At 72.3% G+C, this 26,427-nt stretch carries 29 protein-coding genes; 16 read left to right on the forward strand and 13 right to left on the reverse strand.

The annotated features are described in order from the left end of the window. Positions 1-140: 140 nt before the first annotated feature. Positions 141-335, reverse strand: coding sequence for a hypothetical protein (locus tag ACS04_RS13465; RefSeq protein WP_048476820.1), 195 nt, complete (start codon positions 333-335; stop codon positions 141-143). Positions 336-596: 261 nt separating this feature from the next. Here ACS04_RS13465 and ACS04_RS13470 point away from each other — a divergent pair, with 261 nt between their 5' ends. Together ACS04_RS13470 and ACS04_RS40030 are read left to right on the forward strand one after the other, a co-directional pair. After that, a complete protein-coding gene (locus tag ACS04_RS13470) occupies positions 597-1,553 on the forward strand; it encodes a fibronectin type III domain-containing protein (protein WP_053080764.1) in 957 nt (318 codons plus the stop codon). A gap of 83 nt (positions 1,554-1,636) precedes the next feature. Next, a complete protein-coding gene (locus tag ACS04_RS40030; RefSeq protein ID WP_078864737.1) occupies positions 1,637-3,739 on the forward strand; it encodes an ATP-binding protein in 2,103 nt (700 codons plus the stop codon). Between the two features lie 143 nt (positions 3,740-3,882). Here ACS04_RS40030 and ACS04_RS13480 read toward each other — a convergent pair whose 3' ends face one another. Then, positions 3,883-4,068 (reverse strand): DUF5999 family protein, encoded by a 186-nt coding sequence (locus tag ACS04_RS13480; RefSeq protein ID WP_030158228.1) that lies wholly within the window; start codon positions 4,066-4,068, stop codon positions 3,883-3,885. Between the two features lie 155 nt (positions 4,069-4,223). Here ACS04_RS13480 and ACS04_RS13485 point away from each other — a divergent pair, with 155 nt between their 5' ends. After that, the gene (locus tag ACS04_RS13485) at positions 4,224-4,661 is read left to right on the forward strand and encodes an SRPBCC family protein (protein ID WP_048476868.1); all 438 of its coding nucleotides are present in this window, start codon (positions 4,224-4,226) and stop codon (positions 4,659-4,661) included. A gap of 68 nt (positions 4,662-4,729) precedes the next feature. Continuing rightward, the gene (locus ACS04_RS13490; RefSeq protein ID WP_048476869.1) at positions 4,730-5,503 is read left to right on the forward strand and encodes a hypothetical protein; all 774 of its coding nucleotides are present in this window, start codon (positions 4,730-4,732) and stop codon (positions 5,501-5,503) included. A 44-nt stretch (positions 5,504-5,547) separates the two neighbouring features. Here the strand turns inward: ACS04_RS13490 and ACS04_RS13495 are convergent, their stop codons facing one another. After that, the gene (locus ACS04_RS13495) at positions 5,548-6,780 is read right to left on the reverse strand and encodes an acyl-CoA dehydrogenase family protein (protein WP_048476821.1); all 1,233 of its coding nucleotides are present in this window, start codon (positions 6,778-6,780) and stop codon (positions 5,548-5,550) included. Positions 6,781-6,972: 192 nt separating this feature from the next. On the opposite strand from ACS04_RS13495, the gene ACS04_RS13500 reads away from it, so the two are divergent. After that, positions 6,973-7,617 (forward strand): TetR/AcrR family transcriptional regulator, encoded by a 645-nt coding sequence (locus tag ACS04_RS13500; protein ID WP_048476822.1) that lies wholly within the window; start codon positions 6,973-6,975, stop codon positions 7,615-7,617. Between the two features lie 27 nt (positions 7,618-7,644). Here ACS04_RS13500 and def read toward each other — a convergent pair whose 3' ends face one another. Further along, positions 7,645-8,208 (reverse strand): peptide deformylase, encoded by a 564-nt coding sequence (gene def / locus ACS04_RS13505; RefSeq protein ID WP_048476823.1) that lies wholly within the window; start codon positions 8,206-8,208, stop codon positions 7,645-7,647. Between the two features lie 122 nt (positions 8,209-8,330). Here def and ACS04_RS13510 point away from each other — a divergent pair, with 122 nt between their 5' ends. The 7 genes from ACS04_RS13510 (at position 8,331) to ACS04_RS13535 (ending at position 13,867) form a co-directional block, all read left to right on the forward strand. After that, entirely contained in the window at positions 8,331-9,569 is a 1,239-nt protein-coding gene (locus ACS04_RS13510; protein WP_048476824.1) for a MurT ligase domain-containing protein, read from the forward strand. Positions 9,570-9,590: 21 nt separating this feature from the next. Next, positions 9,591-10,319: a type 1 glutamine amidotransferase gene (locus tag ACS04_RS13515; RefSeq protein ID WP_030158241.1), complete on the forward strand. Its 729-nt coding sequence runs from the start codon at positions 9,591-9,593 to the stop codon at positions 10,317-10,319. Between the two features lie 213 nt (positions 10,320-10,532). After that, entirely contained in the window at positions 10,533-11,558 is a 1,026-nt protein-coding gene (locus ACS04_RS13520) for a 6-phosphofructokinase (RefSeq protein WP_048476825.1), read from the forward strand. Positions 11,559-11,666: 108 nt separating this feature from the next. Continuing rightward, positions 11,667-12,623, forward strand: a complete 957-nt coding sequence (locus tag ACS04_RS13525; protein ID WP_048476826.1) for a cytochrome c oxidase assembly protein — start codon at positions 11,667-11,669, stop codon at positions 12,621-12,623. A 32-nt stretch (positions 12,624-12,655) separates the two neighbouring features. After that, complete coding sequence (locus ACS04_RS38635) at positions 12,656-12,814, forward strand: hypothetical protein (RefSeq protein WP_030158247.1); 159 nt, start codon at positions 12,656-12,658, stop codon at positions 12,812-12,814. Positions 12,815-12,979: 165 nt separating this feature from the next. Beyond that, positions 12,980-13,141: a hypothetical protein gene (locus ACS04_RS38150; RefSeq protein WP_158977254.1), complete on the forward strand. Its 162-nt coding sequence runs from the start codon at positions 12,980-12,982 to the stop codon at positions 13,139-13,141. Positions 13,142-13,156: 15 nt separating this feature from the next. Next, a complete protein-coding gene (locus ACS04_RS13535; protein ID WP_048476827.1) occupies positions 13,157-13,867 on the forward strand; it encodes a lysophospholipid acyltransferase family protein in 711 nt (236 codons plus the stop codon). Positions 13,868-13,947: 80 nt separating this feature from the next. Here ACS04_RS13535 and ACS04_RS13540 read toward each other — a convergent pair whose 3' ends face one another. The 8 genes from ACS04_RS13540 to ACS04_RS13575 all read right to left on the reverse strand — a co-directional run bounded on the left by ACS04_RS13540 (position 13,948) and on the right by ACS04_RS13575 (position 21,209). After that, entirely contained in the window at positions 13,948-15,612 is a 1,665-nt protein-coding gene (locus tag ACS04_RS13540) for an alpha/beta hydrolase (protein ID WP_078864739.1), read from the reverse strand. A gap of 195 nt (positions 15,613-15,807) precedes the next feature. Beyond that, positions 15,808-16,623 carry an urease accessory protein UreD gene (locus tag ACS04_RS13545; RefSeq protein WP_078864741.1) on the reverse strand — a complete coding sequence of 272 codons (816 nt, stop codon included), beginning with the start codon at positions 16,621-16,623 and terminating at the stop codon, positions 15,808-15,810. 32 nt (positions 16,624-16,655) lie between these two features. Then, on the reverse strand, positions 16,656-17,342 hold the full coding sequence (gene ureG / locus ACS04_RS13550) for an urease accessory protein UreG (RefSeq protein WP_048476828.1): 687 nt from the start codon (positions 17,340-17,342) through the stop codon (positions 16,656-16,658). Positions 17,343-17,391: 49 nt separating this feature from the next. Continuing rightward, the gene (locus ACS04_RS13555) at positions 17,392-18,066 is read right to left on the reverse strand and encodes an urease accessory protein UreF (RefSeq protein WP_048476829.1); all 675 of its coding nucleotides are present in this window, start codon (positions 18,064-18,066) and stop codon (positions 17,392-17,394) included. A gap of 30 nt (positions 18,067-18,096) precedes the next feature. After that, positions 18,097-19,818, reverse strand: a complete 1,722-nt coding sequence (locus ACS04_RS13560) for an urease subunit alpha (protein WP_048476830.1) — start codon at positions 19,816-19,818, stop codon at positions 18,097-18,099. Then, complete coding sequence (locus ACS04_RS13565; RefSeq protein ID WP_048476831.1) at positions 19,811-20,122, reverse strand: urease subunit beta; 312 nt, start codon at positions 20,120-20,122, stop codon at positions 19,811-19,813. Before ACS04_RS13565 ends, ACS04_RS13560 begins: the two co-directional genes overlap by 8 nt. A gap of 14 nt (positions 20,123-20,136) precedes the next feature. Further along, on the reverse strand, positions 20,137-20,439 hold the full coding sequence (locus tag ACS04_RS13570) for an urease subunit gamma (RefSeq protein ID WP_048476832.1): 303 nt from the start codon (positions 20,437-20,439) through the stop codon (positions 20,137-20,139). A 320-nt stretch (positions 20,440-20,759) separates the two neighbouring features. Continuing rightward, entirely contained in the window at positions 20,760-21,209 is a 450-nt protein-coding gene (locus ACS04_RS13575) for an ATP-binding protein (protein ID WP_048476833.1), read from the reverse strand. A gap of 196 nt (positions 21,210-21,405) precedes the next feature. Between ACS04_RS13575 and ACS04_RS13580 the strand changes: the two genes are divergently transcribed. Next, a complete protein-coding gene (locus ACS04_RS13580; RefSeq protein WP_048476834.1) occupies positions 21,406-22,293 on the forward strand; it encodes a helix-turn-helix domain-containing protein in 888 nt (295 codons plus the stop codon). Positions 22,294-22,305: 12 nt separating this feature from the next. Further along, positions 22,306-22,542 (forward strand): DUF397 domain-containing protein, encoded by a 237-nt coding sequence (locus ACS04_RS13585; RefSeq protein WP_048476835.1) that lies wholly within the window; start codon positions 22,306-22,308, stop codon positions 22,540-22,542. Here ACS04_RS13585 and ACS04_RS13590 read toward each other — a convergent pair. Continuing rightward, on the reverse strand, positions 22,539-23,711 hold the full coding sequence (locus ACS04_RS13590; protein ID WP_048476836.1) for an 8-amino-7-oxononanoate synthase: 1,173 nt from the start codon (positions 23,709-23,711) through the stop codon (positions 22,539-22,541). The genes ACS04_RS13585 and ACS04_RS13590 overlap by 4 nt on opposite strands. 156 nt (positions 23,712-23,867) lie before the next feature. Here ACS04_RS13590 and bioB point away from each other — a divergent pair, with 156 nt between their 5' ends. Together bioB and ACS04_RS13600 are read left to right on the forward strand one after the other, a co-directional pair. Continuing rightward, positions 23,868-25,121: a biotin synthase BioB gene (bioB, locus tag ACS04_RS13595; protein ID WP_048476837.1), complete on the forward strand. Its 1,254-nt coding sequence runs from the start codon at positions 23,868-23,870 to the stop codon at positions 25,119-25,121. Next, positions 25,114-26,427 carry an adenosylmethionine--8-amino-7-oxononanoate transaminase gene (locus ACS04_RS13600; RefSeq protein WP_048476838.1) on the forward strand — a complete coding sequence of 438 codons (1,314 nt, stop codon included), beginning with the start codon at positions 25,114-25,116 and terminating at the stop codon, positions 26,425-26,427. Before bioB ends, ACS04_RS13600 begins: the two co-directional genes overlap by 8 nt.

Below are 26,427 nucleotides of genomic sequence, written 5' to 3' on the forward strand. Positions count from 1 at the left end.
CGTATGACATCGCGCCGCCGCCAGACGCTAGATCGCACGGCCCGAGGAGTCCATGGAGGAGCCGGATGATTCATGAAGGCGCAACAGTTGATCGATCCGGCCGGAACCGGCCCTGCCCGCCACGATCCGAAAGGCACCGCCTACGGGCGCAGGCCCGAGACCACCTCGGCCGTGGCCGTCACGCCGTCGTGGATGGTCGCCGCCATGCTGCTGCTCGCGAGGTAGAAGCCGAGCAGCACGCAGACGAGGGCGTGGGAGAACTTGAGGCCGCCGCTGCGCATGAAGATCCACGCGAGAACGAGGAGCAGCACGACCACGGAGAGCGAGATCACCATCGTTACCTCCTGAGAGCGGCGCCCATACTGGCGCAGGAGGGGGTGGATTCGGGCGAAACCCGTGTCCGCCGTACGGGTGTTGACCGTCCGTGACGGGAGATCAGTGCTTGACGATCTCGTCCCGGTGGGTCGTACGGTCGCGCCGGCGCGCGAGCAGGACCGGATCGAGGCCCCGCGCCGCACGGGTCTTGCCGCACCGCCCGCAGCCGTGCCATATATGTCTAGACCTTTACGAGGAAGCGGAAGCCGAGGAAGGCCCCCGTGCGACGCACCGCCCCCCTGCTCGCCCTCTGCCTCGCCGGCACCGGGCTCACCGCCTGCACCGCCGCCGACACCACGCCCCCGGCGGCCCCCGCCGGGATCACCGCCCAGGCCGGCAGCGCCACCTCCGTGCACGTCATGTGGCAGGCGGCGGCCCCGGCCGACGCGGTGACCAACTACCAGGTCTTCCAGGCGGGCCGGCTGGTGCGCGAACTCCCGGCCGACAAGACGATGGTGGACGTCACCGGCCTCACCCCGCAGACCTCCTACGCCTTCACCGTCCGGGCCCGCGACGCCGCCGGGAACACCTCCGCCGCGAGCGCCTCCGCCGCAGCCACCACCCCCGCCGCCAAGGCCGAGGACCACCAGGCACCGGCCTCCCCCGCCCGCACCACCGGCCGGGCGGACGGGCCGCGGTCCGCCACGCTGTCCTGGGCCGCGGCGAGCGACGACACCGGCGTGACCGCGTACGACGTCTACCAGGGCGGCGTACGGATCCACACGGCGGGTCCCGGCGAGACCGCCACCACCTTGACCGGCCTCCAGCCCGACACCGTCTACACCTTCACCGTCCGGGCCCGCGACGGGGCGGACAACTCCTCCCCCGACGGTCCGCCGGTGGACGTGACCACCCCGCCCTCCGCCGGACAGGGCCCGGGCACCGCGCCCACCGAGTTCACCGCGACCGCCTCCCCCGGCGCCGTCACGCTGACCTGGACCGCCCCGGACACCGGCCGCCCGACCGCCGAGTACGAACTCCACGTCAACGGAAGGCCCGTCACCGTCATCCAGTTCGGGGCCGGGGCCGTGCCCGCCTCCGGTGCCGCCCGGGTGGAGCACCGGCTCACCGTGACCGAGCCGGCCGGCACGCGGTGGACGCTCAAGCTGCGCGCACGGCTGCCCGACGGCAACTGGGGGGCCTTCTCGGCGGAGCGGAGCATCGTACTCGTGGTGTGAGGCGCACGGCGTGCCCGCTCCGACATGACGGCGATCCGGACGGAACGGAGCGACAGGGCCATAAGATCGCGCACAATACACCCGTGTTCGGTGAGTACGCGTTCAACAAAAAACGGCCGGATTCCGGGGACGCCGACGGTGATTCCGATCCGCCTCCCTGCGCCCCGCCGGGAAACCTGCCGCCCGATCCCACGGGCTTCGTCGGCCGGGAGAGCGAACTCGCGGAACTCCACTGCCTGTTGCGCTCCCGCCGACTGACCACCCTCACGGGCGTCGGCGGCGTGGGCAAGTCCCGCCTCGCCCTGCGGGCCGTCACCCATCCCGCACAGACCCGGCCCGACGGGACCTGGTGGGTGGAGCTCTCACCGCTGCGCGACCCCGGCCTGCTCACCATGACCGTCGCCCACGCCGTGGGCCTGGCCGAGCACTCCGCCCGCCCCCTCGACGAAGAGCTGTGCGCGTGGATGGCCGACAAGGAACTGCTCCTCGTCCTCGACACCTGCGAGCACATGGTGGCCGAATGCCGCCACCTCGTGGGCGAACTCCTGCAGTCCGCACCGGGACTGACGGTCCTGGCGACCTCCCGGGAACCCCTCGACAGCCGCTGCGAACAGGTCCTCGAAGTCTGCCCGCTGCCCTGCGAGGGGCTCGACAGCGACGCCGTCGCCCTGTTCCGCGCCCGGGCCGTGGCCGCGACACCGGAGGCCGCCGCGGCCTTCGACGACCCCGAACGGGTGCGACTGGCCGCCGAGGTGTGCCGCCGCCTCGACGGGATCCCGCTGGCCCTCGAACTCGCGGGCGCCCGGCTGCGGCTGTGGACCCTGGAGCAGGTGGCGCAGCGCCTCGGTGCCCGCTTCGCCGTTCTCTCCGACAGCGGGAACGCCCTCCAGCCCCGGCACCGGACGATGCGGACCGCGATCGGCTGGAGCCACGAGCTGTGCGAGCCGGTGGAACGGCTCTTGTGGGCCCGGCTGTCCGTCTTCACCGGGGACTTCGACATCGCCGCCGCCCGGGCCGTGTGCTCGGGCGGACCGCTGCCCGCCTCCGGGGTGGAGCGCGTACTGGCCGGCCTGGTCGCGAAGTCCGTCGTACGGCGCACCAGGGAGCGGGGGTCGGGTACCCGCTACCGGATGCTGGACACCATCCGCGAGTACGGCCACGACTGGCTGACCGAGCTCGGCGAGGTGCAGACCGTCGCCGACCGGCACGCCCACTGGTACGCGGCGCTCTGCCAGGCGGCCGACCGCGGCTGGATGAGCCCGGAGCAGGTGGACTGGTACCGCAGGATGACGGCCGAGCACGCGCAGCTGCGCACGGCGCTGGAGCACCTCCTCGGCGCGGATCCCGCGGCCGCGCTGGAGATGGCCGGGTCCCTGTGGTTCTTCTGGTTCTCCTGCGGGCACGCCCACGAGGGCCGGGGCTTCCTGGAGCGGGCCCTGCGCACGGCCCCGGGTACGGGCGCCGCCTACACCCAGGCCCTGTGGGCCCTCGGTCTGACCGCCCTCCTCCAGGGGGACATGGAAGCGGCCCGGGAGCTGGGAGGGGAGTGCACCCGCGCGGCGGGCCGGCTGGCGGACCCCGAACCGGAGCTGCGCGCCGCCTACTTGCACGGGGTGTCGCTGCTGATGCCCGGCGATCCCGTACGGGCGCTGGAGCTGGCGGGGCCGCGGGCGCGGGCGGGCCACGGCGGGCGCCCCAGCGGCCCGGGCTGGCTGCTGTGCCGGCTGGCGACCGGCTACGCCCTGTGCGACCTGGAGCGCTTCGAGGAGGCCGCCGAGGAGGCCAGAGGGCTGCGCGAGGCCTGCGCGGAGCTGGGCGAGCGCTGGCTGCGGGCGTACGCGGACTACATCCTGGCGGTCGCCGCGCTCGGGCTCGGCCGCCACGGCGAGGCGGCGCGCCACGTACGGGCGATGCTCTCCGGGAAGCGGCTGCTCGGCGACCGCTTCGGCATCGCGCTCGGCCTGGACGTGCTCGCTGCGGCGGTGGCGGCCCTGGGCGACGGGGAGCTCGCGGCACGGCTGCTCGGCACCGGGCACGCCTGGTGGCGCACGGTCGGGCGGCCGCAGATGGGCTCACCCTCGCTGACGGCCCTGCGGGACCGGGGCGAACGCCAGGCCCGCGCGGCGATCGGGGACGAGGCCTTCGAGGCCGCGTTCCTGGGCGGAACCACGGCGTCCACCGGCTGAACTCCAGCCGGTGGGGCCGCGTGGCGTCGGGCTCCCGTCAGTACGGGAGGGGTCTGCCCGACGGGGTGCGCAGGTCCAGGTCTCGTGGTGCGGGCTTGGGGACGGGCTTGCGGATCAGCTGCTGGCGCATGCGGCCTCCTAGCTCAGACGAGGGCCGGGCGGCGGGGTTCCACCGCGCGGCCGTCGGGAAGCAGCTCACCGGTGTCGTCGAAGACCACCAGGCCGTTGCAGAGCAGGCTCCAGCCCTGTTCGGGGCGGAAGGCCACGGTGCGGGCGGCGTCGTGGTCGGCGCTGTCGGCGGACGGGCAGGGGGGCTGGTGGGAGCACATGGCGCACCTCCTCGCTGTGTGGGGCGGGAGGGCCGGTGGTCACCCGGTCGAATCCGCGATCCACGGTGGCGGTGAGTATTGCTGATCGCCGCCCCCGGACGGAACCCATATTCGGGGTCCAGTTCAGGGTGTGTATGCCCGCTTACCATGCGCTCATGCCCGGTATCCGGATCGTTCACCGAACCCCCCTCCCACCCACCGCGGCCTGGTCGCGGGTCACGGACTGGGAACGCCACGGCGCACAGGTCCCGCTCACGCGGACGATCATCGCGACGGCGCCGCCCACGGGCGCCGGCACGCGGTTCACGGCGCGTACGGGCGTGGGGAGGATGACGTTCGACGACCCCATGGAAGTGGTGCTCTGGCGGCCCCCCGCCGAGGACTCGGCGGGACTGGTCCGGCTGGAGAAGCGCGGTCGCGCGGTCACGGGCTGGGCGGAGATCGAGGTCCGCCCCGGTCCCGGCGGCGGATCGCTGGTCGAGTGGCGCGAGGAACTGCGCGTGCGCGGGCTGGGGCGCCGCTTCGACCCGTTGGTCTCGGCGGCCGGCCGGGTGCTCTTCTCGCGGGCCCTCGCCCGGCTGCTGCGGGGGTGACGGCGCGGGCTAGGGTGCCGGTGATCACCGACCGCCCGGTGATCACCGCGAGACCCGAGGAGAGATCCGTGGCCACTCCGCCACCGCAGCACGGCGCCGGCCCGTACAACCACCCGTACGGCCCGCAGCAGGGCGGACCCCACTCGCCGTACGGGGTCCCGCCGCAGGCCGCCCCGTACGGGCACGGCCACGGCCACCAGCCGGTGCCGCAGGTGCCGTACGGCTGTCGCGTGTGCGGGGCCCAGCCGGCGGTGCGGGCCACCGTGCGCGGGCACCAGGGCATGCTGGTGCTGATGCGGTTCCTGCGCCAGGAGGGGCCGTTCTGCCGCGACTGCGGGCTCGCCACCTACCGCACGATGTCCGCGGACACCCTGTGGCAGGGCTGGTGGGGGCCGCTGTCCGTGTTCATCACGCCGGTGACCGTGCTCATGAACCTCGGCGCGCGCTCCCGCTTCCTGCGGCTCGCTCCTCCGGCGGGGCGCATCCTGCCCTCGCTGGACCCCGGCAGGCCGCTGTGGCGCCGCCCGCCCGCGCTGGTCTTCCTCGCGGCGATCGTGCTGATCGCCCTCGCGCCGCCCCTCCTCGTGCTGTTGGGCCTGGCGGCCGGGGGCGACGAGTCGTCGGCCGCCGGCCCGGCCATCGGGACCTGCGTGCGCGACGCGGCCCGGCTGCGCAACGAAAAGCTGGTGCCGGAACCCTGCGGTTCCCCGCTCGCCGCGTACCTGGTCACCAAGGAGCGGGGCACCGGCGGCGCGGACTGCGCCGACGGCGACCTGATCAGCGTCCCCGAGAAGTGGTCCGAGGGCGCGCACTCCCTGTGCCTCACGCCCGTGCCCCACTGACGCACTCGCGCGCGGGACAGGGCGGCCGGCGCCCCTGCGCGGATCTAGCGGATCGGCATGTCCGAGATCGCGCGGGCGATCACCAGCCGCTGGATCTCACTCGTGCCCTCGAAGATGGTGTAGATGGCGCTGTCGCGGTGCATGCGCTCCACCGGGTACTCGCGGGTGAAGCCGTTGCCGCCGAGGATCTGGACCGCCTGGGCGGTGACCTTCTTGGCGACCTCGCTCGCGAACAGCTTCGACATGGACCCCTCGGCGGAGGTGAAGGGCTTGCCCGCCACGGCCATCCAGGAGGCCCGCCACACCAGCAGCCGGGCCGCGTCGATGGAGGTCCGCATGTCGGCGAGCTGGAAGGCCACGCCCTGGTTGTCGATGATCGGACGGCCGAACTGCGTACGGGTCTTGGCGTAGTCGAGGGCCACCTCGTACGCGGCGCGCGCGGTGCCGACGGCCATGGCGCCGACGGCCGGGCGGGAGGCCTCGAAGGTGGCCATGGCCGCGTTCTTCACGCGCTCGCCACCGCCGCCGGCCCTGGCCCGCTCGTGGGCCCGCGCGAGCCGCTCGTCCAGCTTCTCCTTGCCGCCGAGCAGGCAGGAGCCGGGCACGCGGACGTCCTCCAGGACCACCTCGGCGGTGTGCGAGGCGCGGATGCCGTGCTTCTTGAACTTCTGGCCCTGGGACAGGCCCGGGGTGTTGGGCGGCACGATGAAGGAGGCGTGGCCCTTGGTGCCGAGCTCGGGGTCGACGACCGCGACGACGATGTGGACGTTGGCGATGCCGCCGTTGGTCGCCCAGGTCTTGGTGCCGTTGAGCACCCACTCGTCCTTGGCCTGGTCGTAGACGGCGCGGGTGCGCATCGAGCCGACGTCGGATCCGGCGTCCGGCTCGGAGGAGCAGAAGGCGGCGACCTTCACGTCGTCGGGGGTGCCGTACATCTGCGGGATCCAGGTGCCGATCTGCTCCTCGGTGCCGTTGGCGACGACGCCGATGGCGGCGAGCCCGGTGCCGACGATCGACAGGGCGATGCCCGCGTCACCCCAGAACAGCTCTTCCATGGCCACCGGGATGCCGAGACCGGTAGGGTCGAAGAACTGCTGGGCGTAGAAGTCGAGCGAGTAGATGCCGACCTTCGCGGCCTCCTGGATGACGGGCCACGGAGTCTCTTCGCGCTCGTCCCATTCCGCGGCCGCGGGGCGGATCACCTCGGCCGCGAAGCCGTGGATCCAGTCGCGTACCTGCTTCTGGTCGTCATTGAGCTCCATGGTGAACTCCGCCATGTTCCCCTCCAGCTGTGCGTCCACCAGCGTGTTACTAGCGGTAACCCATACGGTGGCCACAGTCTGTTACCGGCGAGTAGCCACTGTCAAGCAGGGCCGCCCGCGGTGCAGCCGATCGATCGCGTGGGTGTGCGGGGTGTTACGTTGCGTGGGCGTCACGCACCATCGCAAGGGCGGGGAGAGAAACACGTCATGGAGACCACTCAGCAGGCCGGCGAACCGGGAACGGCCGAGCGCCGCAGGCGGGAGCTGCTCGAAGCGGCCGACCGGGTCGTCCTCCGGGACGGGCCCAAGGCGTCCATGAACGCCATCGCGGCGGAGGCCGGCATCACCAAGCCGATCCTCTACCGGCACTTCGGCGACAAGGCCGGGCTCTACCAGGCCCTGGCCGTCCGGCACACCGACGCCCTGCTCGACTCGCTGCGGGCCGCGCTCGACGCCCCTGCCGAACGCCGCAGCCGCGTGGAGTCCACCCTCGACACCTACCTCGCGGCCATCGAGGCCCGCCCTCAGGTCTACCGCTTCCTCATGCACCCCGCCGAGGACTCGCAGGCCGCCGAGAAGGGTTTCGACGTGGGCGTGCACTCGGCCCCGCTGCTGCGCCGCCTCGGCGAGGAGCTCGCCGACGTCATCGGCGAGCGCGTGGACCTCGGCCCCGGCGGCGAGCGCCTGGCCCGGGTCTGGGGCCACGGGATCGTCGGCATGATGCACGCCGCCGGCGACTGGTGGCTCGGCGAGCGTCCCTGTGAACGCGCGGAGTTGGTCAGCGGACTCACCGACCTCCTGTGGGGCCGGCTGGCCACGGCCGGCAACCGCGCGGACGGCCCGGGATTCTGAGGCCCCGCCGTCCCCGAGGGGCCGCGCTCAGTCCCGCGCGGGCGCCGCGGCCCGTGCGCCCCACGGCGTCCTGCGGATCGCCCGCCGCAGCCGCCTGGCGCGCAGGCCCGTGACCCGGTCCGCGTAGACCGTGCCGTCGAGGTGGTCGCACTCGTGCTGGAGACAGCGCGCGAAGAACCCGGTGCCCTCGATCCGTACGGGCGTGCCGTCCGAGGTGACCCCCTCGACGACCGCGCGGTCGAAGCGGACCGTGCCCGCCTCCAGGCCGGGCAGCGACAAGCAGCCCTCGGGGCCGCGGAACGCGTCCCCGTCGGCCGCCACCAGGCGCGGGTTGACGATGTGCCCGACGTGGCGCACGTCCTCGTCGTCGGGGCAGTCGTACACGAACACCCGCTGTCCGACGCCGATCTGGTTCGCGGCGAGGCCGACGCCCTCGGCGGCGTACATCGTCGCGAACATGTCCTCGACGAGCCGGTCGAGGGCCGGACCGAACGCGGTGACCTCCTCGCACGGCGAGTGGAGCACCGGATCGCCCAGGAGGCTCATGGTGCGGACGATGCCGGTGGTGCCGGGGATGGGGCGCTGTCGCATGGCCGTAAGGGTACGACGGGCGAATATATGAGGAGATCTGCGGCGCCCTGGGGCGCCGCGGTCAAGGCCGTGGCCGGTACTGGATAGGCTGGGGCCGACCGACGCAAGGAGGACAAGGGACGATGGCAGGCAACACAGAGCCGCTTTCGCCGCGGGCCAAGCTGGCCGTGACGGCGGGCAAGGCCGCGGCGGCGGTGTCGCGGGCCGCGGGACGCGGAAGCGGATCGGTGATCGGCGGGAAGGTCGCACTCAGACTCGACCCCGATCTGCTCGGAGCGCTCGCGCAGCATCTCGACGTCGTCCTCGTCTCCGCGACGAACGGCAAGACCACGACGACCCGGCTGATCGCCGAGGCCCTGCGGGCCAGCGGTCCCGTCGTCTCCAACGCCCTCGGCGCGAACATGCCGGCCGGCATCACCTCCGCCCTCGCGGGCGGCTCGGACGCCAAGTACGGCGTCATCGAGGTGGACGAGAAGTACCTCGCGGGAGTGGCCCGGGACGTCACCCCCAAGGTGATCGCCCTGCTGAACCTCTCCCGCGACCAGCTGGACCGCGCCGCCGAGACCCGCATGCTCGCGGAAAAGTGGCGCGAGGGCCTCCAGGGCTCCAAGGCCGTCATCGTCGCCAACTGCGACGACCCGCTCATCGTGTGGTCGGCCTCCTCCTCGCAGAACGTGGTGTGGGTCGCCGCGGGCCAGGAGTGGAAGGACGACGCCTGGTCGTGCCCCTCCTGCGGCGGTGTCATGCAGCGCCCCGGCGACGACTGGTTCTGCGGCGAGTGCGGCTTCCGGCGCCCCACCCCGAGCTGGGTGCTCTCCGGGGACCACGTCCTCGACCCGCACGGCTCGGCCTGGCCGATCCACCTCCAGCTGCCCGGCCGCGCCAACAAGGCGAACGCCGCCAGCTCGGCCGCCGTGGCCGCCGTCTTCGGCGTCCCGCCGCAGGTCGCGCTGGAGCGGATGTACCAGGTGCAGGCCGTCGCCGGCCGCTACGACGTCATCACCTTCCAGGGCCGTGAGCTGCGCCTGCTGCTCGCGAAGAACCCGGCGGGCTGGCTCGAAACGTTTTCGCTGATCGACCCGCCGCCGACCCCCGTGATCCTCTCGGTGAACGCACGCGGCGCCGACGGCACGGACACCTCCTGGCTGTGGGACGTGGACTACCCGCGCCTGGCCGGCCATCCGATCTTCGTGATCGGCGACCGCAAGCTGGACCTGGCGGTCCGGCTCGAAGTCGCGGGCCTGGACTTCCGCGTGTGCGAGACCCTCGACGAGGCCGTGCAGCTGGCGCCGCCCGGTCAGATCGAGCTGATCGCCAACTACACCGCCTTCCAGGACGTGCGCCGCCGCGTCGGCAACTAGTCACCCATAGAGGACAAGAGCATGAGCGACAACAGCCTGCGTCTGGTGTGGGTCTACCCCGACCTGCTGAGCACGTACGGAGACCAGGGCAACGCCCTCGTGGTGGAGCGCCGCGCGCGCCAGCGCGGCCTGGACGTGCAGCGCGTGGACGTGCGCAGCGACCAGCCCATCCCCACCTCGGGGGACATCTACCTGATCGGCGGCGGTGAGGACCGCCCGCAGCGGCTCGCCGCGGAGCGCCTGCTGCGCGACGGCGGTCTGGAGCGGGCCGTCTCGAACGGGGCGATCGTCTTCTCCGTCTGCGCCGGCTACCAGATCCTCGGCAACGAGTTCGTCAACGACATGGGCGAACGCCAGGAGGGCCTCGGCCTGCTGGACGTGGTCACCGTGCGCGGCGAGGGCGAGCGGTGCGTCGGCGACGTTCTCGCGGACATCGACCCGCGCCTGAACCTGCCCCAGCTGACGGGCTTCGAGAACCACCAGGGCGTCACCCACCTCGGCCCGACCGCGCGGCCCTTCGCCCGCACCCGGCTGGGCCGCGGCAACGGCACGGGCGACGGCACGGAGGGCGCTTACAACGACACCGTCTTCGGCACCTACATGCACGGTCCCGTGATGGCCCGCAACCCGCAGATCGCGGACCTGCTGCTGAAGCTGGCCCTCGACGTGAACGCGCTGCCGCCCATCGACGACCGCTGGTACGAGGCGCTGCGCGCGGAGCGCATCGCGGCGGCCACGCAGCCCGCGTAACACCGCGCGGACCGCTCATCGGGGCGGCCCCGCCATCATGTGTTCGGCCCGGTTTTCCCTAGGGGGAACCGGGCCGACGTGGTTTCGTACGACGACCGTGACCAGCATGTGGAGGATGGTTCAGTCCACCTCTCCACCGCTTGTAGGGTGGCCGTAGTTCCAACCGGACGACGTGGTCCGGTCGTCGGCCCACGTTGCAAAGGTCTTCCTGCCATGCGCATTGGTGTGCTCACCTCCGGCGGCGACTGCCCCGGCCTCAATGCGGTCATCCGCTCCGTCGTCCACCGCGCCGTCGTCGACCACGGCGACGAGGTCATCGGCTTCCACGACGGCTGGCGCGGCCTGCTGGAGTGTGACTACCGCAAGCTGGACCTCGACGCCGTGGCCGGCATCCTGGCCCGCGGCGGCACCATCCTCGGCTCCTCCCGGGTGCAGCCCGCGCACCTGCGCGACGGCGTGGAGCGGGCCCGCGGGCACGTCGCCGACCTCGGCCTGGACGCCATCATCCCGATCGGCGGCGAGGGCACCCTGAAGGCCGCGAACCTGCTCGCGCAGGCCGGTCTGCCGATCGTGGGCGTACCGAAGACCATCGACAACGACATCGCCTCGACGGACGTCACGTTCGGCTTCGACACCGCCGTCGGGGTCGCCACCGAGGCGCTGGACCGGCTGAAGACCACCGCCGAGTCCCACCAGCGCGTGATGGTGGTGGAGGTCATGGGCCGACACACCGGCTGGATCGCCCTGCACTCGGGCATGGCGGCCGGCGCGCACGCCATCGTCGTCCCGGAGCGTCCCTTCGACATCGACGAGCTGACGGCGATCGTCGGCGAGCGGTTCTCCGCGGGCAAGCGGTTCGCGATCGTCGTGGTCGCCGAGGGCGCCAAGCCGCGCGCCGGCTCCATGGACTTCCAGGAGGGCGGCACCGACCAGTACGGGCACGAGCGCTTCGCCGGCATCGGCAACCTGCTCGCGGTCGAGCTGGAGCGGCGCCTGGGCAAGGAGGCCCGTCCGGTCATCCTGGGCCACGTCCAGCGCGGCGGCACGCCGACCGCGTACGACAGGGTCCTGGCCACCCGCTTCGGCTGGCACGCGGTCGAGGCGGCGCACCGCGGCGAGTTCGGGATGCTGACCGCGCTGCGCGGCACGGACATCGAGATGGTCCCGCTCGCCGACGCGGTGCAGGCCCTGAAGACGGTCCCGGCGGAGCGGTACTCCGAGGCGCAGAACGTTCTGTGACATTTCCCCCCTTCTGGTCCGATATCCCGTAGTTGCCGCCCCCGGACGCGATCGCGCACGGGGGCGGCACTACTGTGGTGGGGCACCACAGGTCAAGGGAGTGGACAGATGGATCACAGCGGGCACGGCATGGACATGAACATGGACCTGCCGCCGTTCACTCTCGGGCGCGGGCTGGAGTTCTCCTTCGACGCGTTCTTCCTGATCGGCTCGCTGGTGGGCCTCGGCCTGTACCTGTGGGGCGTGGTGCGGCTGCGCCGGCGCGGGGACGCCTGGCCGCTGGGCCGGACGATCGCCTTCACGGCCGGCGTGCTGAGCGTCGCCCTGGTGATGTGCACCAAGCTGAACGACTACGGCATGGTCATGTTCAGCGTGCACATGATCCAGCACATGGTCATCAGCATGCTCTCCCCGATCCTGCTCCTGCTGGGCGCACCGGTGACGCTGGCGCTGCGCGCCCTTTCGCCCGCCGCCCGCGGCCACAAAGGGCCGCGTGAGCTGCTGCTGATGCTGCTGCACAGCCGGTACATGAAGGTGATCACCCACCCGGTGTTCACGATCCCCCTGTTCATCGCCAGCCTCTACGCCCTCTACTTCACCCCGATCTTCGATTTCCTCATGGAGAGCAAGGCCGGGCACATCGGCATGATGGTTCACTTCCTCGCCGTCGGCCTGGTCTTCTTCTGGCCGATCATGGGCGTGGACCCGGGTCCGCACCGCCCCGGCTACGTGATGCGGATGCTGGAGCTCTTCGCCGGCATGCCCTTCCACGCCTTCTTCGGCATCGCGCTGATGATGGCGAGCGAGCCGATGATCAAGACGTACGCGAACCCGCCGGCCTCCCTCGGCATCGACCCGCTGCTCGACCAGCAGTGGGGCGGCGGCATCGCCTGGGCCTTCAGCGAGATCCCGTCCGTCCTGGTCCTGATCGCGCTGGTCTACCAGTGGTACCACTCCGAGCAGCGGGCGGCGACCCGCGCGGACCGGGCCGCGGACCGCGACGGCGACCAGGAGCTGGAGGCGTACAACTCCTATCTCGCCTCACTCCAAGCGCGTGGCCAGTAGCGCGCCGGCACCTTCGCGCGCGACCATGGGGCATGACCGGATCCGTTAAGGCGATGGCCGTCATGACCTTCGCCGCTCTGGTGGCCGTCGCCACGTACTCCGTGGCCCTCGGCAGCAACGGCTGGCTGTGGTTCGGCTGGGTCGTTCTCGGCCTGCTGACCGCCGGCATGGCAGCGTCCGGCAAAACCTGAGACGGCGCCCGCGCGCCCCGTTCGTTTCCCGCCACCCCTCCCGCCGCAGGAGCCCCTTCCCACGCCCGGCTCCTTCGGCCGGTTCCGACCGGTCCCCACATGAATCCCCGGTGTCGCCGTCCGTTCTACCGGGCAACGGAAGTCAGGCAAGGAAGTTCCGCGCTGATGCTCGCGATGTCGGCGGCCGTGCTGCTGGTGCTCAGCCTGGCCCTTTGTCCGTCCCAGGCCGGGCCGCTCGCCGCGGCCATGCTGTGCCGGCTGGTCGGATTCTGGTTCGCCACGCCCATCCGGCACCGTGTCCGGCACACTGACCTGACCCCCAGGTGAAGGGAAAATGCCCCGGTGTTCTACCACTTGCTCAAGCACGTGCTGCTCGGTCCGCTGCTCCGGCTGCTGTTCCGGCCGCGCATCGAGGGACTGGAGAACATCCCCGAGGAGGGGGCCGCGATCATCGCGGGCAACCACCTGTCGTTCTCCGACCACTTCCTGATGCCCGCCATCCTCAAGCGCCGGATCACCTTCCTCGCGAAGGCCGAGTACTTCACCGGACCCGGGGTGAAGGGGAAGCTGACCGCGTTCTTCTTCCGCAGCGCCGGGCAGATCCCGGTGGACCGATCCGGCAAGGACGCCGGAAAGGCGGCGCTGCGCGAGGGGCTCGGAGTACTGGCCAAGGGCGAGCTGCTCGGGATCTACCCGGAGGGCACCCGCTCCCACGACGGGCGGCTCTACAAGGGCAAGGTGGGCGTGGCCGCGATGGCGCTCGGGGCCGGGGTGCCCGTCGTACCGTGCGCGATGGTCGGGACCTTCGAGATCCAGCCACCCGGGCAGAAGATCCCGAACATCCGGCGCGTGACCATCCGCTTCGGCAAGCCGCTGGAATTCTCCCGGTACGACGGGATGGAGGGCGAGCGGGCCGTCCTGCGGGCCGTGACCGACGAGATCATGTACGCGATCCTCGGCCTGTCCGGGCAGGAGTACGTCGACCGGTACGCCGCCGAGGTCAAGGCCGAGGAGGAGGAAGCGCGGAAGAAGGCCCGGCGCAGGACGCGCTGAGCCTTCTCCCGCACTGTCCCGGCAGATCCCGGGCCGTGCCGTGCTGATGCCTGATGCCTGATGCCTGCCGTCCCACCGTCCTAGCGGACGGCGGGCAGCTCCTCCAGCGCCGGAAGCGCCGAGGCCGGGGCCTTCTCCAGGGAGCGGGCGGCGGCCGGAGCGGGGGCGACCGGAGTGGCGTGCGGACCGCACTTCACGTCCTTGGCGTCGACCTTGCCGGTCAGCAGGTAGTCGTCCACCCGGGTGTTGATGCAGGGGTTCACCAGGCTGGTGACACCGTGCGAGCCGGCGTTCTGCTCGGTGATCAGACGCGAACCGGCCAGCCGGCGGTGCATCTCGACGCCACCCTCGTAGGGCGTGGCGGCGTCACGCTCGGACTGGACGATCAGGACCGGCGGCAGGCCGCGCTTGGCGCCGACCTCGATCGGGTTGCTCTGCTTGGACTTCCAGGTCGCGCAGGGCAGGTTCATCCACGCGTTGGACCAGGTCAGGAACGGGTACTTCTCGTTCAGCTTGGTGTTGTCCCGATCCCACTTGGCCCAGCTGGTCGGCCACTTGGCGTCGGCGCACTCGACCGCGGTGTAGACGGCGTTGCTGTTCTCGGACGCGGCGTTGCCCTTGGTGTCCGACATGTCCGGGGCGATCGCCTCGATCAGCGGCTTCTCGTCACCGGCGGCCCAGGCGCTGAACGCCTGCGCGACCGGGACCCACGAGGAGTCGTAGTACGGGGCGCCCTGGAAGAAGCCGATGAGCTCGTTCGGGCCGACGACCCCGCCCAGCGGGTTGGCCTTGGCCTTGGCGCGCAGCTCCTGCCACTTGGCCTCGACCTTGGCGCGGGTGTCGCCGAGGTGGAAGACGCCGTCGTTCTTGGCGACCCAGTCCTGCCAGTCGTTCCAGCGCATCTGGAAGGCCACGTCCTGGCCGAGGTTGGCCTCGTACCAGATGTTGTCCGTGTCCGGGTTGACCACGCTGTCGACGATCATGCGGCGCACGTGGGTCGGGAACAGCGTCGCGTAGACGCCGCCGAGGTAGGTGCCGTAGGAGACGCCGAGGTAGTTCAGCTTCTTCTCGCCGAGAGCGGCCCGGATGACGTCCAGGTCGCGCGCGGTGTTCGGCGTGGTCATGTGCGGCAGCATCTCGCCGCTGCGCTCCTTGCAGCCGTCCGCGTACTCGGCGGCCAGCTTGCGCTGGGCGCGCTTGTCCGCCTCGCTCGACGGGACCGGGTCGGCCTTGGGAGCCTTGACGAACTCCTGCGGGTCGATGCAGGAGATCGGGGCGGAGTGGCCGACACCGCGCGGGTCGAAGCCCACGAAGTCGTACGCCTTGGCGGTGTTGACCCACAGCGGGCTCTTGGTGGTGATCCGGCGCGGGAAGCGCATGCCGGAGCCGCCGGGGCCGCCGGGGTTGTAGACGAGCGCGCCCTGGCGCTCCTCCTTGGTGCCGGTGCTCACGGCACGGTCGACCGCAAGGTCGATCGTCTTGCCGAACGGCTTGGAGTAGTCGAGCGGGACCTTGACCCAGCCGCACTGGATCGGGGCCGCGAAGCCCCAGTCGGCGGGGCAGTCCTTCCACTCGATACCGGTGGCCGCGGCGCGGGCCGCGGCGAGCTGGACGCCCAGCGCCTCCGGCAACCTGCTGTCCTGGCCGGCCGGGGCGGCGGCTGCCGGTGTGGCCAGCAGCAGGCCCGCGGCCAGTGCTCCGGTGATCAGAGTGGCAGCGCTCCCCAGCGCTGCATTGCGTATCACGTGGTTGTTCCCCCTGCGTCAGACCCGGCCGGAAGAGGCCGGGTCGGGTCGGTCGGGTGGGTGGGTCGAACAGGGGGATCCTTGCGCCTGACCTACACCTGACAACAGAGCGCGGTCATGTTCTTTGCCAACCCGATAACCGGAAAGGCGTGTACCGCTGAGCGGAGTCCCATTCCTCCCAGGTTCGCTCAGCTGTTACCAGCCATACGTGCGACACGCCGCGTCGAGTACCTCGCGCAGCCGCAAGGCGTCCGGTGCCAGCGCCGTCACGAGGACCGCGGGACCCGCCAGCGGAGTGACGGCCGCGAACTCCCCGAGCACGGCGGCGGTCGGCGGCGACGCGGTGAACGCCGGGTCCACGACCAGGAGCTGACCGAGCGTCCGGTGACCCGCCAGCCCCGCCGGGCCGTCCCAGCCGCCGGGCGCCCCCGGCCCGCAGGCCAGCTCTTGGTCCAGCAGCGGGATCCCGCCCCGGGTCACGGTGAGCCGGCTGCGCAGCAGGCCCGGCTCCTCCCCCGACCGGCCCAGCACCTGCTCCTCGCGCAGCAGCAGCCGGGCCGTCGGGGCGAGTTCGGCGCGGGTGCGCACCCGCAGGTCACTGCCGCGCACCGAGACCAGCGGCTCCGGCATCCACCGCACCGCCGAGTCCTCGGCCAGGGTCAGCCGTACGTCGTACCGCGCGGGCTCGCCACCGCGGCCGGGCAGCGCGAGGGTGGCGGCCGCGGAGGCCAGGGCGAGCCGGGCCCCGGGCCCGGCGGAGGCCTCCACCGTGAGGTGGTCCCCGCCGAGCGGGGCGCTCATCGCGCCGACCAGCATGACCCCGGCCTCGGCACCCGTGCCCCGGGTGCGGCGCAGCGCGAGCGGTCCTTCCCCGGCCAGCAGGGGCAGGGCGGTTGCGCCGCGGCCGTCGGCGACCGCGGCGATCCGGGCGGTGGCCCGGACCCCGGCCGGCGTCGTGGCGGGCTCGGGCGGGGCCGGCGGGACCGGGCCGGGCGGAGCCGGGGTCCGCAGGGCGACGGGAGGCGCGCCGGCCACCGTAAGGCTCACCGTGCGGCCCAGGCGGCGATCCGCTCGCGCACCCACGCGGCCACCGGGGCCACGCCCTGCTCGCCGCGCAGCGACTGGAAGGCGACCGGGAGTTCGCCGCGCTGCGCGGCCGCGTCGCGGGCCATCCGGTCGAGGTCGGAGCCCACGTAAGGGGCGAGGTCGGTCTTGTTGACGACGAGCAGGTCGGCGGTGGTGACCCCGGGGCCGCCCTTGCGCGGGATGTCGTCGCCGCCCGCCACGTCGATGACGAAGATCTGGGCGTCGACGAGCCCGCGGGAGAAGGTGGCGGTGAGGTTGTCGCCGCCGGACTCGACGAGGATCAGGTCGAGCGGACCGACGGTCTCCTCCAGCTCCTCCACCGCCTCCAGGTTCGCGGAGATGTCGTCGCGGATGGCGGTGTGCGGGCAGGCGCCGGTCTCCACCGCGCTGATCCGCTCGGGCGGCAGGACCGCCTCGCGGAGCAGGAACTCGGCGTCCTCGCGGGTGTAGATGTCGTTGGTGACGACGGCCATGGACAGCTCGGCGCGCAGGGCGCGGCAGAGCGCGGCGACGGTGGCGGTCTTGCCGGAGCCGACGGGTCCGCCGAGCCCGATGCGCAGGGCGCGGCGGGAGCCGTCCGCCCGTACCGGCTCGGCGCTGTGGGTGTGGCGCTGGGGATAGGTCACGCCGTGGTCGAGGTGCATGGGGGTCTCCGGTCGTGGAGGTGGTCGTAAAGGGTGGGGGAAGGACCGGTCAGGAGGCGAACAGCCGTACCGGCCAGTCGGCATGGGCCTGCGCCGCGATGTCGAGCAGCGGTGAGGAGGCCGCGGGCAGGGCGTCCGGGCCTTCCCGGCGGGCCCGGTCCGCGGCCCGCGCGGCCCGCGCGGAGACGGAGTCGAGTTCGGGGGCGAGGCGGGCCAGGACCCCGCTCGCCTGGAAGGGGTCCAGGCCGAGGAGGCGTACCGTCGCCGTCGCCGGTCCGCTCACGCTCTCGTACGCCGCGACGTGCGCGGCGTCCAGGGGCCCGAGCCCGGCCGCCCGGGCGGTCAGCCCGAGCACCACCGGCTGGTGGGCGCCCCGCGGAAAGGCCGCGGCGAGCGCGTCGAGTTCGGCGGTGGGCCAGGTGGCCCGGGCGGCGCGCAGCAGCTGGCGGCCCAGCCGCCGGGCCGCGGTGCGCAGCGCCGGCGAGGGCGTACGGGCGTCGGCCGCGGCGTCGAGGACCGCCGGGTCGAGGCCGAGGGCTGCGGCGGCGGCGAGTGCCGCGGCGGTGAGGCCGGCGGTGTGGAGCCGGCCGCGGCAGAACTCCTCCAGGGTGGCGGCGTCGTGGATGCGGCCGGCCTTGCAGGCGGCCTCGGCCCCGCCGGAGTGGGCGTGTCCCCCGGCGGGGAACCGTCCGTCGGCGAGGACGAGCAGGGCGGCGAGGCTCATGGGGCGGCGCCCGTCGGTTGCGGTCCCATGTCAGAAGAGGAAGTATCTCTGAGCCATGGGCAGTTCCGCGGCCGGCGCGGGCTCCACCACCTCGCCGTCGATGGTGACGGTGAAGGTGTCGGCGTCGACCTCGACCCGCGGCATCGCCTCGTTGTTGCGCATGTCCGTCTTGGCCACCTTGCGGGTGCTCTCGATGGCGACGAACTGCTTCCCGAGTCCGAGCCGTTCGGGCAGCGCGTCGTCGAGGGCGGCCTGCGCGGTGAAGTTGAGCGAGTTCAGCCCGGGGGCCCGGCCGTGGCTGCCGAACATCGGGCGGGGCAGTACCGGCTGCGGGGTCGGGATGGAGGCGTTGGCGTCGCCCATCTGCGCGTAGGCGATCTGGCCGCCCTTGATGACCAGTTCGGGCTTGACCCCGAAGAAGGCGGGCGTCCAGAGCACGAGGTCGGCGAGCTTGCCGGTCTCCACGGAGCCGATCTCCCGCGCGAGTCCCTGGGCCACGGCGGGGTTGATCGTGTACTTGGCGACGTAGCGGCGGGCGCGGTGGTTGTCGGCCGGTCCGTCGCCGGGCAGGAAGCCGCGCCGCTTCTTCATCACGTGGGCGGTCTGCCAGGTGCGCATCACGACCTCGCCGACACGGCCCATGGCCTGGGAGTCGGAGGAGATGATGGAGATCGCGCCGAGGTCGTGCAGGACGTCCTCGGCGGCGATGGTCGAGGGCCGGATCCGGGACTCGGCGAAGGCCAGGTCCTCGGGGACGGCCGGGTTGAGGTGGTGGCAGACCATCAGCATGTCGAGGTGTTCCTCGATGGTGTTGACGGTGTGCGGCCGGGTCGGGTTGGTGGAACTGGGCAGGATGTTCGGCTCGGAGACCACGGTGATGATGTCGGGCGCGTGCCCGCCGCCCGCGCCCTCGGTGTGGTACGAGTGGATCGTCCGCCCGGCGATGGCGGCGAGGGTGTCGCCGACGAATCCGGCCTCGTTGAGGGTGTCGGTGTGGATGGCCACCTGGGCGCCGGTCTCGTCGCAGACGCCGAGGCAGGCGTCGATGACGGCGGGGGTGGCCCCCCAGTCCTCGTGGATCTTGAACCCGAGGGCGCCGCCGCGCAGCTGCGAGTGCATGGCCTCGCGGGACATGGTGTTGCCCTTGCCCAGCAGACCGATGTTGACGGGGTAGGCCTCCAGGGCCGCGAACATCCGGGCGAGGTGCCAGGGTCCGGGGGTGACGGTGGTGGCCTTGCTGCCCTCGGCGGGGCCGGTGCCGCCGCCGACGAGGGTGGTGATGCCGGAGGCGAGGGCCTCGTCGATGACGGTCGGCGAGATGAAGTGGACGTGGGCGTCGATGGCACCCGCCGTGACGATCTTCCCGTTGCCCGAGATGATCTCGGTCTCGGGGCCGATCACGAGCGCGGGATCCACCCCGTCCATGGTGTCGGGGTTGCCGGCCTTGCCGATGCCGCAGATGCGGCCGTCGCGGATGCCGACGTCGGCCTTGACGATGCCCCAGTGGTCGAGGACGACGACCCCGGTGATCACGGTGTCGGGGGCGCCCTCGGCGCGCGTGGTGCGGGCCTGGCCCATCGACTCGCGGATCACCTTCCCGCCGCCGAACACGGCCTCGTCGCCGGAGCGTCCGGGTCCGCCGCTGAGGTCCTGCTCGATCTCGACGAAGAGGTCGGTGTCGGCGAGCCGGACGCGGTCGCCCGCGGTCGGCCCGAAGAGGTCGGCGTACGCGCGCCGGTCGAGCTCAGCCATCGAGCGGCCCCCCGGTCTCCCCGCGCAGGCCCGGTACGGTGCGCAGCCCGCCGATCGGTACGAGTTCCACCGCGACCGGGATGCCCGGCTCGAAGCGCACGGCGGTGCCGGCGGCGATGTTGAGCCGCAGCCCGCGGGCGGCCCCGCGGTCGAAGTCGAGGCCGGGGTTGGCCTCGGCGAAGTGGTAGTGGGAGCCGACCTGGACGGGCCGGTCGGCGGCGTTGAGCACGGTGAGGCGGGTGACGGGCCGGCCCTCGTTGAGGCGTACCGGGTCGTTCCCGTGGACGATTTCGCCGGGGATCATGCGGGTTCTCCCCTTCAGACGATCGGGTCGTGGACGGTGACGAGCTTGGTCCCGTCCGGGAAGGTCGCCTCGACCTGGACGTCGTGGATCATCTCGGGGATCCCCTCCATCACGTCGGCGCGCCCGAGCACGGTGCGTCCCGAGGCCATGAGCTCGGCCACGGTCCGCCCGTCGCGGGCCCCTTCGAGGATGTGCGAGGTGATCAGGGCGACCGCCTCCGGGTGGTTGAGGAGGACGCCGCGCGCCTTGCGCTTCTCGGCCACGTCCGCGGCCACGTGGATGAGCAGTCGTTCCTGCTCATGCGGTGTCAGTTGCACTCGTATCACCAAGTTTCCGGGACCAGATCAGCGTCGCGCCGGGCCGACCATAACCGCCTTCAACACTTTGTTGACCTGCGGATATCCGAGCCAAGCGTCTCTTGTCCCAATGCAGGGGAAGGCTTTCCGTCCCGACCACCCTCACTTTGCCGAAGGATGGGTGATCTTTGACGGAACGTCATGCCCGCCACGCTAGGTGCCGCGCTTTTCCGCCGCGTTAACCCACGTTTCGGGGAAGCACCCGGTTCAACTCCCACGCCGCCCAGGCACGGATCCGTATACGGACACCTGAGGTGATGCGTGCTCGCGGACGCCGTCGCTCAGCAGCCCGAGACGCTCTTCGCCGGTGCTCCGACGGGCCAGGGGAGGGCGATCCAGACGGTCTTGCCGCCGGCCTCGGTGGGGTTGACCGAGAGCCGGCCGCCCGCTTCGGCGGTGAGCCAGCGGATGATGACCATCCCCCGGCCGTTGTCCTGCTGGACGGCGGCCGGCAGGCGCCGGGGCCAGCGCGGGTGGCTGTCGGTCACCCCGACGCGCAGCCACTCCCCGCGCTCCAGGCGGACGTCGACGGTGAAGACGGGCGACTGGCCGAAGGTGTGCTGGACGGCGTTGGTGGCGAGCTCCGAGACGATCAGCCGTACGCTGTCGGCGGTGTCGGCCCCGTCGGGCAGTCCCCATTCGCCGAGCACCTCCGCGACGAAGCGACGGGCGGTGGCGACCGAGGCGGGATCGCTCGGCAGAGTGACGGATGCTTCCTGGTGGTCTGCCATGGCGACGGTCCCTTTCCCACCGGGGCGAACCGCCCCGGATCTGTGCTGGACGCCAGAGTGCCACCCATCGTCCCGTCGGCGGGGCCGTTCCCCCAAGATATGCATATATCTGTCGCTCAATGCGGTGAACTCTGCTACGGAAGAGCGTATTTGGACGGCAGACTGGTGCGAGCTGTGCCGGTGGAAGGAGGCGGGTATGCAGCACGGTCCCGCGGTGCGCCGGCGCAAGCTCGGCGAGGAACTGCGCGCCCTGCGCGACCGGACCGGACTCACCAGTGGTGAGGCCGCCCGGATCGCGGGATGGCACCAGTCGAAAATCAGCCGCATCGAAACCGGGCGCAGTGGCGTGAAACCGGAGGACATCCGCCTCCTCCTGGACGTGTACGCGAAGGTGGTCAGCCCCGAGCAGAGGGCCCTGCTGGAGGCCCTGTCGGCCTCGGCGGCGGGACCCGGGCCGGGCGGCGGCGAGGCCGGGCGCGGCCGCCAGTGGTGGCACGACTACCGGGGTCTCCTGCCCCAGGAGTACCGGGACTTCATCAGCCTGGAGGCGAGCGCCCGGGCGGCCCGTACGGTCGAACTCTCGGTGGTGCCGGGCCTGTTGCAGACCCCGGAGTACGCGCGGGCGGTGACCCGGGCCGCACTGGGCGGGCTGCCGGAACCCAAGGTGGACGCGCTGGTGGACGTGCGGCTGGCCCGGCAGTCGGTGCTGCGGGCGACTCCGCCGCTGGAGCTGAGCGCGGTACTGGACGAGGCGGTGCTGCGGCGGCAGATCGGCGGACCCGGGGTGATGGCGGCGCAACTGCGGCATCTGGTGCAGGTGGCCCGATTGCCTCAAGTGCGCTTGCAGGTACTGCCGTTCAGCGTGGGGGGTCATCTCGGCCTCACAGGACCGTTCGTAATTTTCTCATTTCCGAACATCGCCGATCTGGATGTGGTGGTACTCGACCATTTGACGAGTAGCCTCTACCTGGAGCGGAAGGAAGACCTAGAGGCGTACAGCGCCGCATTCCGCACCATCCAGGCGCACGCCCTACCGCCCCAGGACTCGTCGGATCTCATCAGCTCACTCGCTGACGACGCGTAAGGAGGCACCCCCGTGTCCGCAACCCCCCTTTCCACCAGCGGACTTCTGATCAGCGCGCGGTGGCGGCGGAGCAGCCGCAGCACCGGAATGAACAACTGCGTGGAAACCGCCGCGCTCGGTGGCGGCGGCCTGCTGGCCGTCCGCGACTCGAAGCGGACGGACGGCCCGGCCGTGCTCTTCACCGGGCCGGCCTGGGACGGCTTCCTCGCAGCCGTACGGGCCGACGCGGACTTCGCGGACGCCCCTTAGCGGTCCGTGGCACCGGCGGGAGCGGTCTTCAGGATCGTCTCGACGGCACGGTCGATCTCGTCCCCCGTGAGATCGGCCCGCGCGGTCAGCCGCAGCCGGGAGATGCCGTCCGGCACCGACGGCGGACGGAAGCACCCCACGGACAGTCCCGCCCCGCGGCAGTCGGCGGCCCAGCGCAGTGCCGCCGAAGCCGACGGGGCCCGTACCGACACCACGGCCGCGTCCGGCCGGGCCGCGGTCAGGCCGGACGCGGTGAGCCGCCCGTACAGCCGCTCGGCCACCTCGCGGGCCCGGGCGGCGCGCTGCGGCTCCCGCCGGAGCAGACGCAGGCTCGCCAGCGCCGCACCCGCGGCGGCCGGCGCCAGCCCCGTGTCGAAGATGAAGGTCCGGGCCGTGTTGACCAGGTGCCGGATCACCTTGGCCGGCCCGAGCACGGCCCCGCCCTGGCTGCCGAGGGACTTCGAGAGCGTGAGGGTGGCGACCACCCCGGGCGCGCCCGCGAGCCCGGCGGCGTGCAGGGCCCCTCGGCCGCCCTCGCCCAGGACGCCCAGCCCGTGCGCGTCGTCCACGACCAGGGCCGCGCCCCGCTCCCGGCAGGCGGCGGCGTACGCGGCGAGCGGGGCGGCGTCCCCGTCCACGGAGAACACCGAGTCGCTGACCAGCAGCGCCCGGCCCCCGTGCGTGGCGAGCGTCTTGCGCGCGGCCTCCGGATCGGAGTGCGGGACCACTTCGACCGCGGCCCGCGAGAGCCGGCAGCCGTCCACGATCGAGGCGTGGTTGCCGGCGTCGGAGACGACGAGGGTGCCGCGGTCGCTGAGCGCGGTGACGGCCGCCAGGTTGGCGGCGTAGCCGGAGGACAGGACGAGCGCGGCCTCGAATCCGCAGAACCGCGCGAGCTCGCGCTCGAGCTCCGCATGAAGCTCGGTCGTACCGGTCACCAGACGTGATCCAGTGGCCCCCGCCCCCCACCGCTCGGCCGCCTCGCGCGCGCCGCGTACGGTCTCCGGGTGGCGGGACAGGCCGAGGTAGTCGTTGCTCGCCAGGTCCAGCAGCGGCGAGGAGGCCGGGCGGGGGCGCAGCGTCCGGACGAGTCCGGCCTGCTCACGGGCCCGCTCCGCGTCGTCGATCCAGGCGAACACGTCATCGGGTTCGGGGCTGTGCTGGCTCATCGGCGGGTCCTCGTTTTTTGTCGGCAGTCCACAGACCTGCCTGACCCTAACGGCCGCCACTTGAGTGCCAGGTGTGGCGATCCACACACTCCGTTCCGGCCATGTTGTGCGATCTCTCCTTGGCCGGGAGTGCTCGTGTAGTCCAGGATCGGCGTCATGGACCTGCTGAACACCCTGGTGGACAAGGGGCTGCGGCGCGAGCTGCCGACCCGCGAAGAGGCACTCGCCGTACTGGCGACCTCTGACGACGAACTGCTCGACGTGGTGGCCGCGGCCGGCAAGGTGCGCCGCCAGTGGTTCGGGCGTCGGGTCAAGCTGAACTACCTGGTCAACCTGAAATCGGGCCTCTGCCCCGAGGACTGCTCCTACTGCTCCCAGCGCCTGGGATCGAAGGCGGAGATCCTCAAGTACACGTGGCTGAAACCGGACGAGGCCTCGCAGGCCGCCGCGGCCGGTGTCGCGGGCGGCGCCAAGCGCGTGTGCCTGGTGGCGAGCGGGCGCGGTCCGACCGACCGCGACGTGGAACGCGTCGGCAAGACGATCGAGGCGATCAAGGAGCAGAACGAGGGCGTCGAGGTCTGCGCCTGCCTCGGTCTGCTGTCGGACGGCCAGGCCGAGCGTCTGAAGGACGCGGGTGCCGATGCCTACAACCACAACCTCAACACCTCCGAGGCCACATACGGCCAGATCACCAAGACCCACACCTACGCAGACCGTGTCGACACGGTGCAAAAGGCGCACGCGGCGGGCCTGTCGGCCTGCTCCGGTCTGATCGCGGGCATGGGCGAGAGCGACGAGGACCTGGTCGACGTCGTCTACTCGCTGCGCGAGCTGGACTCGGACTCGGTGCCGGTCAACTTCCTCATCCCCTTCGAGGGCACCCCGCTGGCCAAGGAGTGGAACCTCACCCCGCAGCGCTGCCTGCGGATCCTGGCGATGGTCCGGTTCGTCTGCCCCGACGTGGAGGTCCGGATCGCCGGCGGCCGCGAGGTGCACCTGCGCTCGATGCAGCCGCTCGCGCTGAACATCGCCAACTCCATCTTCCTCGGCGACTACCTCACCAGTGAGGGCCAGGCCGGCCAGGCCGACCTCGACATGATCGCGGACGCCGGTTTCGAGGTGGAGGGCGCCGGTACGACGACCCTGCCGGCGCACCGCGCGGACGCGCTCGCCGCGGCCCGGTCCGCGGCGGCCCAGGGCCCGTGCGGCTCCTCGGCGGCCGAGGCGGGCTGCGGTTCGGCGTGCGGCGGCTGCTCGGGGCACGGGCACGAGGCCGTTGCGGCGCAGGCATCGGCACCCGAGCCGGCCGCGGTTCCCCAGCCGGCCCAGGCCCCGGCCGGCGAGGTCCGCTCGGACCTGGTGGCGGTCCGCCGCCGGGGCGCGGGAACGGACCTCGCCCCCAATGCCTGATCAGCACCACCCGCTGCCGGCCGCGGAGCTGCTCGCGCTGGACCGGCAGCACGTCTGGCACCCGTACGGTCCGATGCCCGGGCGGCAGGAGCCCTTGGTGATCTCCTCCGCCTCGGGCGTCCGGCTGCGGCTGGCCGAGCCCTCGCAGGGGCAGGACGAGCTGGTCGACGGCATGTCCTCCTGGTGGTCGGCCATCCACGGGTACAACCACCCGGCACTGAACGAGGCCGTGACCGACCAACTCGGCCGGATGTCACACGTGATGTTCGGCGGGCTCACCCACGAGCCCGCCGTCCGCCTCGCCACCCGGCTGGTCGAGATCACCCCGCCCGGTCTGGAGCACGTCTTCCTCGCCGACTCGGGATCGGTGTCGGTCGAGGTCGCGGTGAAGATGTGCCTGCAGTACTGGCGTTCCACCGGCCGGTCCGGCAAGACCAGGCTGCTGACCTGGCGCGGCGGCTACCACGGGGACACCTGGACGCCGATGGGCGTCTGCGACCCCGAGGGCGGCATGCACGAGCTCTGGTCGGGGATCCTCCCGCAGCAGCTCTTCGCGGACGTCCCGCCGAGCGGGTTCGACGCGCCCGTGGACCCCGCGTACGCCGACCACCTGCGCTCCCTGCTCGCCGCGCACGCGGACGAGCTGGCCGCGGTGATCGTGGAACCGGTGGTGCAGGGCGCGGGCGGCATGCGCTTCCACCACCCCGGATACCTGCGGGTGCTGCGCGAACTGTGCGACGAGTACGACGTGCTGCTCGTCCTGGACGAGATCGCGACGGGCTTCGGCCGCACCGGCGCCCTGTTCGCGGCGGACCATGCCGGGATCACTCCGGACGTGATGTGCCTCGGCAAGTCCCTGACCGGCGGCTACCTCACGCTGGCCGCCACCTTGTGCACGGAGCGGGTGGCGAACGGGATCTCCCGCGGCGCCGTCCCGATCCTGGCCCACGGTCCGACCTTCATGGGCAACCCGCTCGCCACGGCCGTGGCTCTGGCCTCGATCGACCTGCTCCTCGGACAGGACTGGCAGCGCGAGGTCAAGCGCATCGAGGCGGGTCTGTCGCAGGGCCTGGCCCCGGCCCGGGAGCTGCCCGGCGTGCGGGACGTACGGGTGCTGGGCGCGATCGGCGTGGTCCAGCTGACGCACGAGGTCGACGTGGCCGCGGCGACCCGGGCCGCGGTCCGCGAGGGCGTGTGGATACGCCCCTTCCGGGACCTGATCTACGTGATGCCGCCGTTCGTCACGGGCGACGCCGACGTGGCCCGCATCTGCCGCGCGGTGTGCGCGGCCGCGCAGGAGGGCTGA

Origin of the sequence: Streptomyces roseus, assembly GCF_001044425.1 — a bacterium.
GTDB lineage: Bacteria > Actinomycetota > Actinomycetes > Streptomycetales > Streptomycetaceae > Streptomyces > Streptomyces roseus.